13 protein-coding genes are annotated in these 15,553 nt (G+C 44.0%); 10 read left to right on the top strand and 3 right to left on the bottom strand.

What is annotated here, in order from left to right; genetic code table 11:
* Nucleotides 1-28: 28 nt before the first annotated feature.
* From ACOQOE_RS09530 to mfd, 3 genes are all read right to left on the bottom strand, one after another.
* Entirely contained in the window at nt 29-586 is a 558-nt protein-coding gene (locus tag ACOQOE_RS09530) for a hypoxanthine-guanine phosphoribosyltransferase (protein WP_067865479.1), read from the bottom strand.
* 74 nt (nt 587-660) lie between these two features.
* Complete coding sequence (locus ACOQOE_RS09535) at nt 661-1,365, bottom strand: CsiV family protein (RefSeq protein WP_067865477.1); 705 nt, start codon at nt 1,363-1,365, stop codon at nt 661-663.
* Nucleotides 1,362-4,808 (bottom strand): transcription-repair coupling factor, encoded by a 3,447-nt coding sequence (gene mfd / locus ACOQOE_RS09540; protein WP_420553856.1) that lies wholly within the window; start codon nt 4,806-4,808, stop codon nt 1,362-1,364. Before mfd ends, ACOQOE_RS09535 begins: the two co-directional genes overlap by 4 nt.
* 267 nt (nt 4,809-5,075) lie before the next feature.
* Here mfd and ACOQOE_RS09545 point away from each other — a divergent pair, with 267 nt between their 5' ends.
* The 10 genes from ACOQOE_RS09545 to sthA all read left to right on the top strand — a co-directional run bounded on the left by ACOQOE_RS09545 (nt 5,076) and on the right by sthA (nt 15,478).
* Complete coding sequence (locus ACOQOE_RS09545) at nt 5,076-6,509, top strand: glyceraldehyde-3-phosphate dehydrogenase (protein ID WP_067865467.1); 1,434 nt, start codon at nt 5,076-5,078, stop codon at nt 6,507-6,509.
* Nucleotides 6,510-6,835: 326 nt separating this feature from the next.
* On the top strand, nt 6,836-8,170 hold the full coding sequence (locus tag ACOQOE_RS09550; protein WP_420553857.1) for a Na(+)-translocating NADH-quinone reductase subunit A: 1,335 nt from the start codon (nt 6,836-6,838) through the stop codon (nt 8,168-8,170).
* Between the two features lie 2 nt (nt 8,171-8,172).
* A complete protein-coding gene (locus tag ACOQOE_RS09555) occupies nt 8,173-9,381 on the top strand; it encodes an NADH:ubiquinone reductase (Na(+)-transporting) subunit B (RefSeq protein ID WP_067865461.1) in 1,209 nt (402 codons plus the stop codon).
* The gene (locus tag ACOQOE_RS09560; RefSeq protein WP_067865458.1) at nt 9,371-10,153 is read left to right on the top strand and encodes a Na(+)-translocating NADH-quinone reductase subunit C; all 783 of its coding nucleotides are present in this window, start codon (nt 9,371-9,373) and stop codon (nt 10,151-10,153) included. The genes ACOQOE_RS09555 and ACOQOE_RS09560 overlap by 11 nt, the downstream gene beginning before the upstream one ends.
* 3 nt (nt 10,154-10,156) lie before the next feature.
* Nucleotides 10,157-10,816, top strand: a complete 660-nt coding sequence (locus ACOQOE_RS09565; protein ID WP_420553858.1) for an NADH:ubiquinone reductase (Na(+)-transporting) subunit D — start codon at nt 10,157-10,159, stop codon at nt 10,814-10,816.
* Complete coding sequence (gene nqrE / locus ACOQOE_RS09570; RefSeq protein WP_067865451.1) at nt 10,816-11,424, top strand: NADH:ubiquinone reductase (Na(+)-transporting) subunit E; 609 nt, start codon at nt 10,816-10,818, stop codon at nt 11,422-11,424. Before ACOQOE_RS09565 ends, nqrE begins: the two co-directional genes overlap by 1 nt.
* Nucleotides 11,425-11,457: 33 nt before the next feature.
* The gene (gene nqrF, locus ACOQOE_RS09575) at nt 11,458-12,684 is read left to right on the top strand and encodes an NADH:ubiquinone reductase (Na(+)-transporting) subunit F (RefSeq protein ID WP_067865449.1); all 1,227 of its coding nucleotides are present in this window, start codon (nt 11,458-11,460) and stop codon (nt 12,682-12,684) included.
* On the top strand, nt 12,668-13,738 hold the full coding sequence (locus tag ACOQOE_RS09580) for an FAD:protein FMN transferase (RefSeq protein WP_420553859.1): 1,071 nt from the start codon (nt 12,668-12,670) through the stop codon (nt 13,736-13,738). The genes nqrF and ACOQOE_RS09580 overlap by 17 nt, the downstream gene beginning before the upstream one ends.
* Nucleotides 13,739-13,748: 10 nt before the next feature.
* Nucleotides 13,749-13,988: a (Na+)-NQR maturation NqrM gene (nqrM, locus tag ACOQOE_RS09585; RefSeq protein WP_067865442.1), complete on the top strand. Its 240-nt coding sequence runs from the start codon at nt 13,749-13,751 to the stop codon at nt 13,986-13,988.
* An 89-nt stretch (nt 13,989-14,077) separates the two neighbouring features.
* Nucleotides 14,078-15,478, top strand: coding sequence for a Si-specific NAD(P)(+) transhydrogenase (gene sthA, locus ACOQOE_RS09590; RefSeq protein WP_067865440.1), 1,401 nt, complete (start codon nt 14,078-14,080; stop codon nt 15,476-15,478).
* The last annotated feature ends 75 nt before the right edge of the window (nt 15,479-15,553 follow it).

Consider the following 15,553-nt stretch of genomic DNA (forward strand, 5'->3'; position numbering starts at 1 on the left):
TGTATTTTTAGAATAGAGGATTTTATTTTTATTCCTTTACGGCAAAGATCCCGGGGGCATTTCGCCAATAGCCTTTGTAGTCCATGCCGTAGCCAAAAATATAGCGGTCTTCAATTTCTAGACCGACAAAGTCCGCTTTTAATTCAGGGTTAGGCTTACGGTCATGGTTTTTATGTACAAGTACCGCAACCTTTACCTCGCTAGCGCCTTCCGATCGACAATAACTAACAACCTCAGCTAGGGTATGTCCCTCATCTAAGATGTCATCGATAATAAGCACTGCGCGCCCTTTAAAATCAATCTGAGGTTTAACTATCCATTCGAGTTGATGGCCTGACGTCGTATTGCGATAACGAGTTGCATGCAAATAACCAGCCTCAAGAGGGAAGTTCAATTTAGTGAGCAGCTTGCCCCCAATGACTAAGCCGCCATTTAATACGGGGAATACCACAGGGGTCTTATTCATCATGTCTTTGGTGATTAGCGCGGCTAATTTGTTGATGGCATGCTCGACTTCAGCTTCTCCGTAGAGTAAGTCTGCTTGGATATAAACGCGCTTAATCTCTTCGTCATCTATTTTAGACATAAGGGTTTTCTACTCTTTGATCATATATAAAAAAGCCCAGTTATTCTGGGCTTAGTGGATAATTGGTTGAGTTGTTAATTTATAGGCCGGATTTCAACTAAGATACCCATTAATGGGTGGTCTATATAGTGTAACTCTTTTGATTTCATGCGCCGTGCTTGATTAAGGTTGGCCGTTAAGATATTGGGTATTGTAAATAATTCGTTGGCTAAAGAGCTGCTGGCGCTACTGGAGGCTTGCATTGTAAGCATTGCAGCAGCGTTTTCATCCGCGGCGTCGTTGGTTGCTGTAGGGTCGTCTTTAAGTAGCTTCGTTTCGTCAGCGCTTAATCTGCGGCTTAGGTAGATGTCAGGGCGAAAGTGTAGGTAAGTGCCTCTGCCTACGGCGATATACCCATCTAGTTCATGCATACCATTATCCAATATCTCGCCGCCTGTGATGTGAATTGGCCGTGGTGTTTGAGTGCGGTAAACCGGTTGCATCCATCCTGCATGAAAGAGGATTTTATAGGGGCCTGAGTTTCGTAGCCGGTTTTTTTCATCGTGAAGAGTTAAGGAACTTCCGGGTAGGCGTTTATAAGCACTTCCTTCAGCATTGGATGACTTTAAGTTAATCGCATTGCTGGGAGCAGGGATCTCTTTTATATCGGGCCAATACTCGTCAGCGATAGGAGCGCTGTCCTGATTTGCAAAAACAACAACTTCAACTTTATACCAGTCAGCGGCATTGGCTGTGAGGCTTAAAGCACTAAAAATTAAGGCGCTATACAATTTTTTCATGATGTTTTAACTGCCAAGTCGCTTAAAAGGCTTTCGATAGCGCAGAAGCGAACGTCGCTCTTCTCCATATTTAGGCTAAAACGTAATTTGTCTGCGCCTTCAAGTTTATACTTTTGTGGGTGCTTTTGAACCATTTTTACCAGTGTCAAAGGATCAACTTTAGCATCGGACGCAAATTCGATGCGTCCATTTGTTGTACCTGCATCGATTTTAACAATGTTCATAGCTTCTGCACGTAATTTTAGTTCTGTTACTTTAAATAGATTCTTCACTTGCTCGGGTAATAAGCCAAAGCGATCGATCATCTCTATTTGGAGCTCTTTCAGCTCTTTTGATGAGCTAGCGTTGGCAATGCGTTTGTACATGATTAAGCGGCTATGGACATCAGGAAGGTAATCATCAGGAATAAGCGCTGATAAGTGTAAATTGACTTCTGCGCCGTGCCTTAATGGTTGATCCATATTAGGCGTTTTGCCTTCTCTGATCGATTCAACGGCCTGTTCGAGCATCTCCATAAAGAGTGAGAAGCCTACGGTCTGCATTTGGCCGCTTTGTTCTTCGCCTAATAATTCACCGGCACCGCGGATCTCTAAATCATGGGTCGCAAGAGTAAAACCAGCGCCAAGGTCGTTGGTTGTTTCGATCGCTTCTAAGCGCTTAACGGCATCTTTGGTCATTGATTTTTTATGCGGGGTCAGTAGATACGCATAAGCTTGATGGTGCGAGCGGCCTACACGTCCCCTGAGCTGGTGTAGCTGGGCCAGGCCGAACTTATCTGCTCGGTCAATGATGATGGTATTGGCATTAGGAACATCAATACCCGTTTCAATAATGGTGGTGCACAGCAAAATATTAAAACGTTTATGGTAAAAGTCGGACATGACCTGTTCGAGTTCGCGCTCGCGCATCTGTCCATGACCGACGCCTATACGTGCTTCAGGTACAAGCTCACGTAGTTCTTCGGCGGTTTTCTCTATGCTTTTAACTTCGTTGTGTAGGTAGTAAATCTGTCCGCCACGAAGTAGTTCTCGGAGAATAGCTTCCTTAATAACCGTTGGGTCGCTATAGCGAACAAAGGTTTTAACGGATAATCGTTTGGCGGGTGGTGTAGCAATAATTGATAGATCGCGTATACCCGACATGGCCATGTTTAGCGTTCGAGGGATCGGCGTTGCGGTGAGCGTTAAAATATCTACTTCTGCGCGAAGTGATTTTAAACGCTCTTTTTGTTGAACACCAAAGCGATGTTCTTCATCAATAATGACTAAACCAAGGTCTTTAAAGTTAATGCCACCGCTAAGCAGTTTGTGGGTGCCTATTACTATATCGACACTGCCTGCTTCGAGTTTTTCTATTGCGCTATCTTGTTGTTTTCCTGAGCGAAAGCGAGAGATAAGTTCAATGTTAATCGGCCAGTCAGCAAATCTATCCTGAAAATTTTGGAAGTGCTGTGAAGCGAGTAGGGTGGTTGGGACTAAAATCACGACCTGCTTTCCGCTTTGCACTGCCACGAATGCTGCGCGCATGGCAACTTCTGTTTTACCAAAACCGACATCCCCGCAAACTAGGCGATCCATAGGTTGTGGGGCTGTCATATCACGTATTACATTGCCGATAGCGGCAGCTTGATCTGGGGTCTCTTCAAAAGGAAAAGACGCTGCAAATTGCAGATATTGCTCATCAGGGTCGTGAAATTTAAAGCCTTTTCGTGCCGCACGTCGTGCATAAATATCGAGGAGTTCTGCTGCTGCGTCATGGGCTTTTTCAGCGGCTTTCTGTTTTGCCTTACTCCATTGTTCCGTACCTAGGCGATGTAGAAGCGCATTTTCGTCCCCCGCACCGGTGTATCGGCTTATTAAGTGCAGAGATGAAACGGGTACATAGAGTTTTGCTTCTTCTGCATACTCAAGGGTGAGAAACTCATTAGCTTGTCCCTCAAGTTCTATAATCTGTAAGCCTAAATAGCGTCCTACGCCATGGTCTAAGTGAACAACGGGTGAGCCAGTGTTTAGCTCCGATAGGTTTTTTATAACCTGATCGTTTTGTTCCTGCTCACGGGAGCGCCGTCTGCGTTGGAATACTTGTCGGCCAAAGAGCTGAGTTTCGGTAATTAAATGAAACTCCCCAGGAACTGATAACCCTTGCTCTAAAGGGAACTCTGTTATGGCTAAATCTTCGGCTGAATCAACAAATGACGACCAGTCTTTAGTTTGCGTTGGTTTGATATTTATACGCGAAAGCAGTTCAAGTAGCGCTTCTCTTCGACCTGCTGATTCAGCACAAAATAGAACCGCGCCATCCCGTTGTATTAAAAATGACTGCAGTTCAGACAGGGGGTGTTTATTCTGTGACTGAACGGGGAGTTCCGGTGGTTGTATGCAGTCAAGGTTGGTTCTGCCCGCTTTGTCTTCGATAAGGTCAGTATGTAATGTGAGGCGGCCGTAGCTTTTTAGTTCAGAAAATAGCTCATCTGTTGAGAGGAAGAGAGAGTCCGGCGGGAGAACTGGATTGGTGATGTCGTGTCTACGTTGTTCGTAACGCTCATTAACTTCATCTGCAAATAGTTTGGCCGCTGCCTCTAACCCATCATTAACCAATATTTGAGTGTTTTCGGGTAATGAGGAGAATATGGAGCTGCACTCTTCAAAGAATAGAGGTAAGTAATATTCAATACCCGGAGATGCAAGCCCATCATTAATATTTGTGTAGATAGGGCACTGCTTGTAATCAACATCAAACTGCTCACGCCAGCGAGATTTGAATCCGCTTATGGCGCGTTTATCAAATGGGAATTCTTTGGCCGGTAGTAGATTGATTGAGTCTATTTGCTCAATAGAGATCTGCGTTTCTGTATTAAATGTACGTAGCGTCTCAATCTCATCATCAAATAATTCTATTCGAAAAGGGAGTTCGCTACCGGTAGGAAATAGGTCGATGATTGAACCGCGAATGGTAAACTCGCCGTGTTCCAGTACCGCATCTACAGCATGGTAGCCTGCGTCCGATAGTTGTTTGCGGAGACCTTCGACATTAATAGTGTCGCCCACTTTTAGGTCAAAGCAGTTGCCTGCTACAAACTCAGCTGGAGCAGTACGGTGCATTAGTGTACTGAGGGGAATGATTAAAATGCCTTGTTTGAGGCTTGGGAGACGATTGAGTGTAGATATTCGTTCTGAAATTATATCTTGGTGTGGTGAAAATGTGTCATAAGGCAGTGTCTCCCAATCTGGGAATGAGAGAATTTCCTGTTTGTTCTTTTTGAAAAAACAAACTTCATTATACAGGCGATTGGCTTGGTTGGTGTCATTGGTGATAACAAGCGTGACCCCTTCATAGCGCTCTGCCGCATCGGTGATAAGATAACCAGCGGCGGCTCCAAGAACTTGGCCGATATGTTTTCGGTCGCCGGGACCTGATGGTAAGGGGTATTTCAGCTGCAACACTGCGATGCTCCTGTTCGCATGAAGTTTATTCAGGCAGGGTAGTTTAGCGGCTAGAAACAGAATTGATAGACTTTAGGGGGCAATGAGCGGTTTTTATATCTGTGGTGTTGCTCGTATGGTTCGAAAGTATATCCAGATGAATTTGCTCAATGGACTGTAAAAGAGGATAATGCGCACCAAATTTTTAGCGGGTCTGCTAGTAAGACTTATATAGGGTCTTATTTTAGTAGTTGCCAACGAGTTGACACAGCTTTTTGGAGTCTCATAGTGAGCCAAGATCAAGTATTTACTGATTGGAAAGAACGCGAAGCGATAGCTGAAGCGATGGTGCCACTGATAGGTGGTTTGTACCGTGATCGGAATGTCGAATGTTCAGTGTTCGGTCGTCTGATTATTAAACGTTCTGTTGTTGATATTCTGAAAGCACATCGTTATGTGCGTCAGGTTGAAGAGCAAGAGTTGACTGTATCTGAAACGCTGCCTGTCCTTGAAGCAGTAAGCCGCCTTAATGTTCGCAATGCGCATGTTGATTTGGGCAAGTTGGCTGTTAAGTTTCGTAATGAGGCTAATGGCCAAGCGCTAGAGGCTTTTGTTAAATCTGAGCTAACTGAGGCTATCGACTCTGATGAGCGTGAACCTACAGATGTAGTACTTTATGGTTTTGGTCGCATTGGTCGTTTATTAGCACGTCTATTAATTGAACGTACGGGCGGTGGTCAAGCGCTACGTTTAAGAGCGATGGTTGTGCGTAAAGGTTCAGCGGCTAAAGATCTTGAAAAACGGGCAAGTTTATTGCGTCGTGATTCAGTACATGGTTCTTTCCGTGGCACTATTACTGTAGACGAAGAAAATAATACGATTACAGCCAACGGCAATGTAATTCAGGTTATTTTCGCTAACTCTCCTGAGGAAGTTGATTATACGGCTTACGGTATCAATAATGCGATGGTTATTGATAACACGGGTAAATGGCGTGATAAAGAAGGCCTGTCTCTTCACTTGCAATCTAAAGGCGCGTCTCGTGTCGTACTGACTGCACCAGGTAAAGGCGTTAAAAATATTGTAATGGGTGTTAATGATGGGGATATCTCACCTGAAGATGAGATCCTATCTGCAGCGTCTTGTACTACAAACGCAATCACGCCGGTTCTTAAGTCTATCTGTGATAAATATGGCATTGAAAATGGTCATGTTGAGACAGTTCATGCTTATACTAATGATCAGAACTTGATTGATAATTACCATAAAGGTGATCGTCGCGGCCGTGCTGCGGGTCTTAATATGGTTATTACTGAGACGGGTGCAGCCAAAGCGGTATCTAAAGCACTTCCAGAGATGGAAGGTAAGCTAACAGGTAATGCTATTCGTGTGCCTACGCCTAACGTATCGATGGCTATTCTTAACTTAAACCTTGAAGCTGAAGCGGATAAAGAGTCGCTTAACGCGTATCTTCGCGAAGCTGCGGTTCATGGCCCAATGCAGAAGCAGATCGATTACAGCAATTCTCCAGAAGCAGTCTCAACTGACTTTGTTGGTTCTCGTGCTGCGGGCGTTGTTGATGCGCTTGCAACCATTGCTGGCGGTAAGCGTTGCGTACTTTATGTTTGGTACGACAATGAATTTGGCTATAGCTGTCAGGTTATTCGCTTAATGCAGAAAATGGCTCAGTGTACGCTTCCAGCTTTTCCAAAGCAGAAGTAAGCATTTAGTTCATTACTATTGACTAAAAAGCCACCTAAGGGTGGCTTTTTGTATATTTATTGCTCTATATTCTAAAATGATATATCCATATAAACAACTGTTCTATGATTGGTTACCTACTTTAGTTTGTGTAACGTCATGATATAGGTGGGTGTTTGTAGAAAAATAGGGCATTGGTCAGGTATACTTAGTCGGATTTTTGGGTGGGGTAATTTAATTTTCGTAATAACTATATAAAGTTATTCTTTGCGCTCGGGGACAGGGTGCTGAGAATTAAAGAAACGAAAATTGAATCCTGAAGAGTTTAACGTAATTGGGTGAGGCGTATGATCAAGATCAAGCAAGGTCTGGATCTACCGATCACGGGCGCTCCTGAGCAATCTATTAAAGATGGCCCAGCAGTGAACTCCGTTGCTATTGTTGGCTTTGATTATGTAGGTATGAAACCTACCATGGCTGTCAAGGTAGGTGATCGAGTAAAACTCGGTCAAGTGATCTTTTCCGATAAGAAAACAGAAGGTGTTAACTTCACAGCGCCAGGTGCGGGTGTAGTTAAGGCAATCAATCGTGGGGACCGTCGTGTTCTTCAATCTGTAGAGATTGAGTTGGATGGCGATGATGCGGTTGAATTTAATAAATACAGTGCTAGCGAATTGACTGGTTTGACGCGAGAGCAGGTTGAAGAAAACCTAATCGCTTCTGGCTTATGGACTGCGTTACGCACGCGACCATTTAGCCGTGTACCACAACCAGGTTCAACGCCAAATTCTATCTTTGTAACAGCAATGGATACCAATCCTCTTGCTGCTGATCCTTCAGTTGTTATTGCAGAGCAGAAAGAGGCATTTTCACAAGGTCTTGAAGTACTGACTAACCTTGCTGCTACAGTCTACTTGTGTAAAGCGTCTGGTGCCGATATCCCTACAACCGACGGTGTTACTGTCGAAGAGTTTGAAGGGTGTCATCCAGCGGGTAACGCAGGGACTCATATTCATTTTCTAGATCCTGTGTCTCAAAAGAAAACGGTTTGGACTATTGGCTATCAGGATGTGATTGCTGTTGGTAAGTTGTTTACTGAAGGTAAGCTATTTACTGACCGTGTTGTTTCTGTTGCTGGTCCTCGTGCAGCTTCACCTAGTTTGTTGCGTACACGTCTTGGTGCTTCATTAGATACTTTGCTTGAAGGCGCTCAAGTCGGCACAAATAATCGAGTGATTAGTGGTTCTGTCTGGAGTGGTCGTACTACTCAAGGACCTACTGCATTTTTAAGTCGTTACGCGAATCAAGTGACTATTCTTGAAGAAGGCAATCAACGTGAATTTATGGGCTGGGTCGTGCCTGGTACGAATAAGTTCTCTGTGTTGAATCTATTTGCTTCTTGCTTGAACCGTTCTAAGAAATTTGATTTTACAACGACGACAAATGGCTCTGAGCGAGCAATGGTACCTGTTGGGCAGTTTGAAAAGCTGATGCCACTAGATATCTTGCCTACTCAACTTCTGCGTGCGCTTGTTACGGGTGATATTGTTCATGCGATGGAGCTTGGTTGTCTAGAACTAGATGAAGAAGACCTCGCACTGTGCACGTTTGCTTGTCCCGGCAAGTACGAGTACGGCCCTATTCTTCGCGATAACTTGACGCGTATCGAGAGAGAGGCCTAATCATGAGCTTAAGAAATATTCTTGATAAAATGGAGCCGCATTTCCATAAAGGCGGTAAGTATGAAAATTGGTATGCTCTTTATGAAGCAGCAGATACTATCTTTTATACACCAGGCCATGTAACTAAAACAGCAGCTCATGTACGTGACGCAGTCGATCTGAAGCGTATGATGATTTTGGTGTGGATGTGTACATTCCCCGCTGTTTTCTTTGGTATGTACAACGTCGGCCTACAAGCAAATACTGCAATGGCTCAGATGGGGCTTACTGAAGCTTCATCTTGGCAGGGTGCGATTGCTGGTGCATTAACTAGTTTCAATCCTGAAAGTATCTTTGACAATATTATTCACGGTGCCGCCTATTGGTTGCCTATCTATATTGTTACTTTCGTTGTGGGTGGTTTCTGGGAAGTTTTGTTCGCGATGAAACGTGGACATGAAGTCAATGAAGGTTTCTTCGTAACTTCTATCCTGTTTTCACTTATTCTTCCGCCGACTATCCCGCTTTGGGAAGTTGCACTAGGCATAAGCTTTGGTGTTGTGATCGGCAAGGAAGTTTTTGGTGGTACAGGTAAAAACTTCTTGAACCCTGCATTGACGGGTCGTGCATTCCTTTTCTTTGCTTATCCTGCTCAGATGTCAGGTGATGCAATTTGGACTGCAGTTGATGGGTTCTCCGGTGCTACACCATTGAGCCTTGCGGCTGCGGGTGGTGTTGATGCTATCTTAGCTCAGAATATTACTTGGTTTGATGCGTTTGTTGGTCAAGTTCAAGGTTCTGTAGGTGAGGTTTCTACGCTTGCCATTGCTGCCGGTGGTTTAGTCTTGCTCATTGCTAGGATTGCTGCGTGGCGTATCGTCGCGGGTGTTTTCTTAGGTATGGCTGCGACTGCGACCTTATTCAATCTTATTGGTTCTGATACTAACCCTATGTTTGCATTGCCATTTTACTGGCATCTCGTGTTGGGTGGTTTTGCTTTTGGTATGTTCTTTATGGCAACTGACCCTGTGTCAGCGTCTATGACGAACAAAGGCAAATGGTATTTTGGGGCGTTGATTGGTGTGATGGTTGTGTTGATCCGTGTGGTTAACCCAGCATTCCCTGAAGGGATGATGCTTGCCATTCTGTTTGCCAATCTGTTCGCACCATTGATCGACAATTTTGTTGTTCAGGCGAACATTAAACGGAGGATGGCGCGCGATGTCAGCTAATAACGACTCTATCGGTAAAACGATTACCGTTACCGTTCTTTTGTGTGTAGTTTGCTCGGTTATTGTATCTGCTGCGGCGGTACTACTTAAACCGCAACAAATTGCTAACAAAAATCTAGATCGCCAGACCAATATTTTGGCTGCGGCCGGTGTTGATTATCAGGGTAAGAGTATTCCTGAGCTGTTTGAAAGCACGATCACTAAGAAGTATGTTGATCTTGCAACAGGCAAATATACTGAAGTGGCTGATCCTGCACGTTACGATGCTAAAAAAGCCGCTAAAGACTCTGAGCTTGGTATCAAACTTGATAAAGCAAAAGATCTTGCTTCAATCAAGTATCAAGCTAAGGTCATGCCGGTTTATTTGGTTGAAGATAATGGCCAGATAGAGAAGGTTATCTTACCTATTCATGGTTACGGTCTTTGGTCTACGCTTTACGGCTTTATTGCACTTGAAGGCGATCTAAACACAGTTGTTGGTTTAGGTTTCTATTCTCATGCAGAAACACCGGGCTTAGGTGGTGAGGTTGATAACCCTAACTGGAAAGCGTTGTGGCCTGGTAAGAAAGTTTATCCTGAAGGTTCTATGGAGCCAGCGCTTGGCTTGATTAAAGGGTCGGTTGACTCTTCGTCAGCCAAGGCTAAGCACCAGATTGACGGCCTATCGGGTGCCACTCTGACAAGTAATGGTGTAACCAATCTAGTTCATTTTTGGATGGGTTCGAATGGTTATGCGCCATTCCTAGCTAACTTAAAAGCAGGGGGAGCATAAATCATGTCTGCAACTAAAGACGTTCTAGTTACTCCGCTATTTAAGAACAACCCGATTGGTCTACAGATCTTAGGTGTTTGTTCTGCGCTAGCTGTAACTTCAAACCTAAATACAGCGCTGGTTATGACGTTGGCTGTAACAGTCGTTACTGCTTTCTCTAACATGTTTGTATCTTTGATTCGTAATCAGATGCCAAGCAGTGTTCGAATCATCTGTCAGATGACCATCATTGCTTCATTGGTAATCGTAGTTGATCAGATTCTGAAAGCTTATGCTTATGATGTTTCTAAGCAGTTATCGGTCTTTGTCGGTTTGATTATCACTAACTGTATCGTAATGGGTCGTGCTGAAGCGTTCGCGATGAAGAATCCTCCGGGGATCTCTTTCTTGGACGGTATTGGTAACGGTCTAGGTTATGGTGTAGTGCTGATTTTCGTAGGCTTTCTGCGCGAGCTGTTTGGTGCGGGTAAACTATTTGGTATAGAAGTATTACCACTTGTGAATGATGGTGGTTGGTATTTAGCGAATGGCTTAATGTTACTTCCGCCAAGTGCATTCTTTATCATTGGTATATTCATCTGGATTGTACGTAGCTTTGACAAACAACAAGTTGAAGCACCAGAATTTGAGCTTGCTAAGAACTCTAAGAAGGAGGCTGTATAATGGAACAGTATATCAGCCTTGCCGTAAAGGCGATTTTCGTTGAAAACATGGCGTTAGCGTTCTTCCTAGGTATGTGTACTTTCTTGGCTATTTCTAAGAAAGTACAAACGGCTCTAGGTTTAGGTATCGCTGTAATCGTTGTATTAGCTATCACTACACCGGTTAATAACCTGATTTATAACTTACTATTGCGTGAAGGCGCATTAGCTTGGGCAGGTTATCCGGATGTTGATCTTAGTTTCTTGGGTTATATCTCTTATATTGGCGTAATCGCCGCGATCGTTCAGATCCTTGAGATGTTCCTAGATAAGTTCGTACCTGCTTTATATAACGCACTGGGTGTATTCCTACCGTTGATCACAGTTAACTGTGCGATCATGGGTGCTGCGTTATTTATGGTAGAACGTGATTACACATTTAGTGAATCAGTTGTTTATGGTGTCGGTGCAGGTGTAGGTTGGGCGTTAGCTATCACTGCACTAGCGGGTATCCGTGAGAAACTTAAATACAGCGACGTACCAGAAGGCTTACGTGGTCTAGGCATTACCTTCATTACCGTTGGTTTGATGTCTCTAGGCTTCATGTCTTTTTCTGGTGTGCAGCTTTAATGCCTACATGGTCAACAAAGGAAGGATTAGCCAATGAATGCTGAAATCGTTCTAGGTGTTGTCATGTTTACTGCGGTAGTGCTTGCACTTGTCGCAGTAATTCTGGCAGCTCGTTCTAAATTAGTAAGTTCCGGTGACGTTACGATTAATATCAATGACGATCCGGCTAAATCTATTACTGTACCTGCCGGCGGCAAATTGCTGCAGACGCTTGCAGATAAAGGGATCTTTATTCCTTCTGCTTGTGGTGGTGGCGGTACTTGTGCGCAGTGTAAGTGTCAGGTTCTTGAGGGTGGTGGTTCTATGCTGCCTACTGAGGAATCCCACTTCACTATGCGTGAAGGCAAGGAAGGCTGGCGCTTATCTTGTCAGGTGGCGGTTAAGCAGGACATGGAGCTTGAACTTGAAGAAGAGATCTTCGGGGTTCAAAAGTGGGAATGTACTGTTGAATCCAACCCTAACGTTGCGACCTTTATCAAGGAGTTAACGCTTCGCCTACCTGAAGGCGAAAATGTTGATTTCCGTGCCGGTGGTTATGTTCAGCTTGAATGTCCTCCTCACGTAGTTAACTACAAGGATTTTGACATTCAAGAAGAATATCGCGGTGATTGGGATCAGTTTAATATGTGGAAGTTTGTCTCTACAGTAACTGAACCTACTATCCGTGCATACTCTATGGCGAACTACCCAGAGGAGCGTGGTGTTGTTAAATTCAATATCCGTATCGCTTCTCCACCACCGGGAACTGATCACCCACCAGGTATCATGTCATCCTACGTCTTTAACCTTAAAGAAGGGGATAAGATTACGGTTTATGGACCATTTGGTGAGTTCTTTGCCAAAGATACTGATAATGAGATGGTCTTTATCGGTGGTGGTGCAGGTATGGCACCAATGCGGTCACATATTTTTGACCAGCTTAAACGCCTTCAGTCTAAGCGTAAGATCTCTTTCTGGTATGGTGCACGTTCTATGCGTGAAGCGTTCTATAACGAAGAGTACGATAAGCTTCAGGAAGAGAATGAGAACTTCCAGTGGCATTTAGCACTGTCAGACCCTCAGCCAGAAGATAACTGGGATGGTATGACTGGCTTTATCCATAACGTGTTATATGAAAACTATCTTAAGGATCACGAAGCGCCTGAAGATTGTGAGTATTACATGTGTGGGCCGCCAATGATGAACTCTGCTGTTATCCAGATGCTTGAAGATCTGGGTGTAGAGCGCGAAAACATCTTCCTTGATGATTTTGGTGGCTAATACGTCTATGTTTGTCATTATGCGACAAGCTAAAAAGTGGCCCGCAGCTTTGCTGCTGGCCACTTCTGTTTTTGTTTGTCTACTTCTGTCAGGTTGCGAGTCAGAGCAACCAAAAATCGTTAGCCATCAAGGCATGACGATGGGGACCACATTTACCGTTAAGTGGGTGTCCTCCCAATCGCCCCAATCTGATACTGAATTAAATAAATTGATTGATAATACGCTCGTTGATATCAATCAAAGTATGTCCACTTATATTCCCGATTCTGAATTATCGATTTTAAATCGAACCCCTGCTGGCGAATTCCTATCGGTATCTGAGCCGCTTGCTCACGTATTAGCGCTGTCTAAAAAAATTAGTGTGGAGACTGAGGGGGCATTTGATAATACGGTCGGTCCATTAGTGAATCTTTGGGGATTTGGTCCTGATGGTCGGGTTGTTAAGATGCCTCTGCAATCTGAACTTGATAGCGTTCGAGACCGTGTTGGCTATGACTATGTTAAAATCGAAGGGACTCAGGTCGTAAAGCAGCGTCAAAGTTACATTGACTTATCTGCCATTGCTAAAGGTTATGGTGTTGATGTGCTTGCCGAGCTTCTTGAGTCCCATGGTATAGAAAACTATTTAGTAGAAATTGGTGGTGAGTTGCGTGCGCGGGGTTTAAAGCCGGATGGTAATGAGTGGCGTATAGCCATCGAGTCGCCGACTAATGCAGCAGAGCGAACCATTCAACGAATTATAGCGGTCAAAAATGTGGGTATTGCTACCTCTGGTGACTACCGAAACTATTTTGAAGAGGAGGGCGTTAGGTTTTCCCATACTATCGACCCTGTTACCGGTAAGCCGATTAACCATAAATTGGTATCGGTTACTGTCTTAATGCCAACCTGTGCGGAAGCTGATGCGTTGGCAACGGCCATGATGGTTATGGGGCCAGATAAAGCATTTCAGTTTGCTCAAACACATAAACTAAATGTGTTTTTGATTGTCAAAACCGATACAGGTTTTGAAGAGAAAATGACGCCTGGATTCAATGAGTTCATGGTACAGTGAGGTTAAAATTATGGATACGATGATACTTACGTTTGTAGTGTTAATTTCCGTTGTGGTGGCGATGTCGGTGGGTGTGCTGATGGGGCGCAAGCCGATTGCCGGTTCATGTGGTGGTATGGCTAATTTAGGCATGGATACCGCATGCGATATATGTGGCGGTGATCCGAAAAAATGTGATGAAGAGCAAGAGCGATTAGAGAATGAAGGATCTCAGCTTAATCTTTCTTATGAAGTTAAATCTAAAGAATAATTGAGTTGTGCGTCACTAAGCGTAAGCTGTTATGGGTAATAAAAATACCAGCAAAACAAGAAGATAACGATAATAGATAGGGGAATGTGATGGCGGTTTATGACTATGATGTCATTGTGATTGGCTCGGGGCCTGCAGGTGAAGGTGCGGCAATGAATGCGTCTAAGAAGGGGCGTCGAGTTGCGGTTATCGAGGAGCAGGAGTCTGTGGGCGGAAACTGCACTCACAAAGGGACAATACCGTCAAAGGCGCTACGCCATTCTGTTAAGCAGATCATTGAGTTTAACACTAACCCAATGTTTCGAGATATCGGAGAGCCTCGCTGGTTTTCATTTCCTAAAGTACTGAAACGTGCTGAGAAAGTTATTTCAAGTCAGGTTGTTTTACGTACAAATTTCTATGCTCGCAATCGTATTGATGTATTTTTTGGTACGGCTGAATTTGAAGATAAGAATACGGTTCTTGTGCGGGGTACTGTCAAAGGTGATGAGACCTTAAGGGCAAAAAATATTGTTATCGCTACAGGTTCTCGACCTTATAAACCGGTAGATATCGATTTCAACCACCCACGTATTTACAATTCAGATACTGTTCTTAAATTAAGCCATACGCCTCGTACGTTAATTATTTACGGTGCCGGTGTTATTGGTTCTGAGTATGCATCTATATTCAGCGGTCTCGGTGTAAAAGTTGATCTAGTTGATAATCAAAGTCGTTTACTCTCATTTTTGGATGAAGAGATCTCAGATTCATTAAGCTATCACTTACGAAATAATGCTGTAAAAATTCGCCATAATGAAGTTTATGAGAGTGTTGAAGCTGACGATCGTGGTGTAGTGCTTGAGCTTAAATCCGGTAAGCGGATTCGAGCGGATGCTTTCTTATGGTGTAATGGTCGTAGTGGTAATACTGAAACCTTACATTTAGAGCGCATAGGTCTAGAGGCAAATAGTCGAGGACAGCTCGAAGTTGATGAACATTATAGAACGGCTTGTGAGGGAATCTACGCTGCAGGTGATGTTGTTGGCTGGCCAAGCTTGGCATCAGCTGCGTTAGACCAAGGGCGTGCTGCTGCTGCGGATATGCTATCAGCTGAAGATTTCCGTTATATCAATGAAGTACCAACAGGGATTTATACTATTCCTGAAATTAGCTCTGTTGGTAAAACGGAAGAGGAGTTGACAGAGGAGCGTGTACCTTACGAAGTCGGTCAGGCTTTCTTTAAAGATACCGCCCGCGCACAAATTTATGGGCAGCCTGTCGGTATGCTTAAGATCTTGTTTAATCGTGATACCTTCCAGATTTTAGGTATCCACTGTTTTGGCGAGCATGCCTCTGAGATCGTACATATAGGTCAAGCGATTATGGCGCAAGAGGGTGAAGCTAACACCCTTAAATATTTCATTAATACAACCTTTAACTACCCCACAATGGCAGAGGCTTATCGTGTGGCCGCAATTGCTGGCTTGAATCGAGTAGCGAACCTTTAGTAAGTCGTTTGGTAGAGATATAAAAAAACACGCATATGCGTGTTTTTTTGTATCTAAATGAAAGAAAAAAAGCTC

Source organism: Neptuniibacter marinus, from assembly GCF_965223595.1.
GTDB classification, from domain to species: domain Bacteria; phylum Pseudomonadota; class Gammaproteobacteria; order Pseudomonadales; family Balneatricaceae; genus Neptuniibacter; species Neptuniibacter marinus.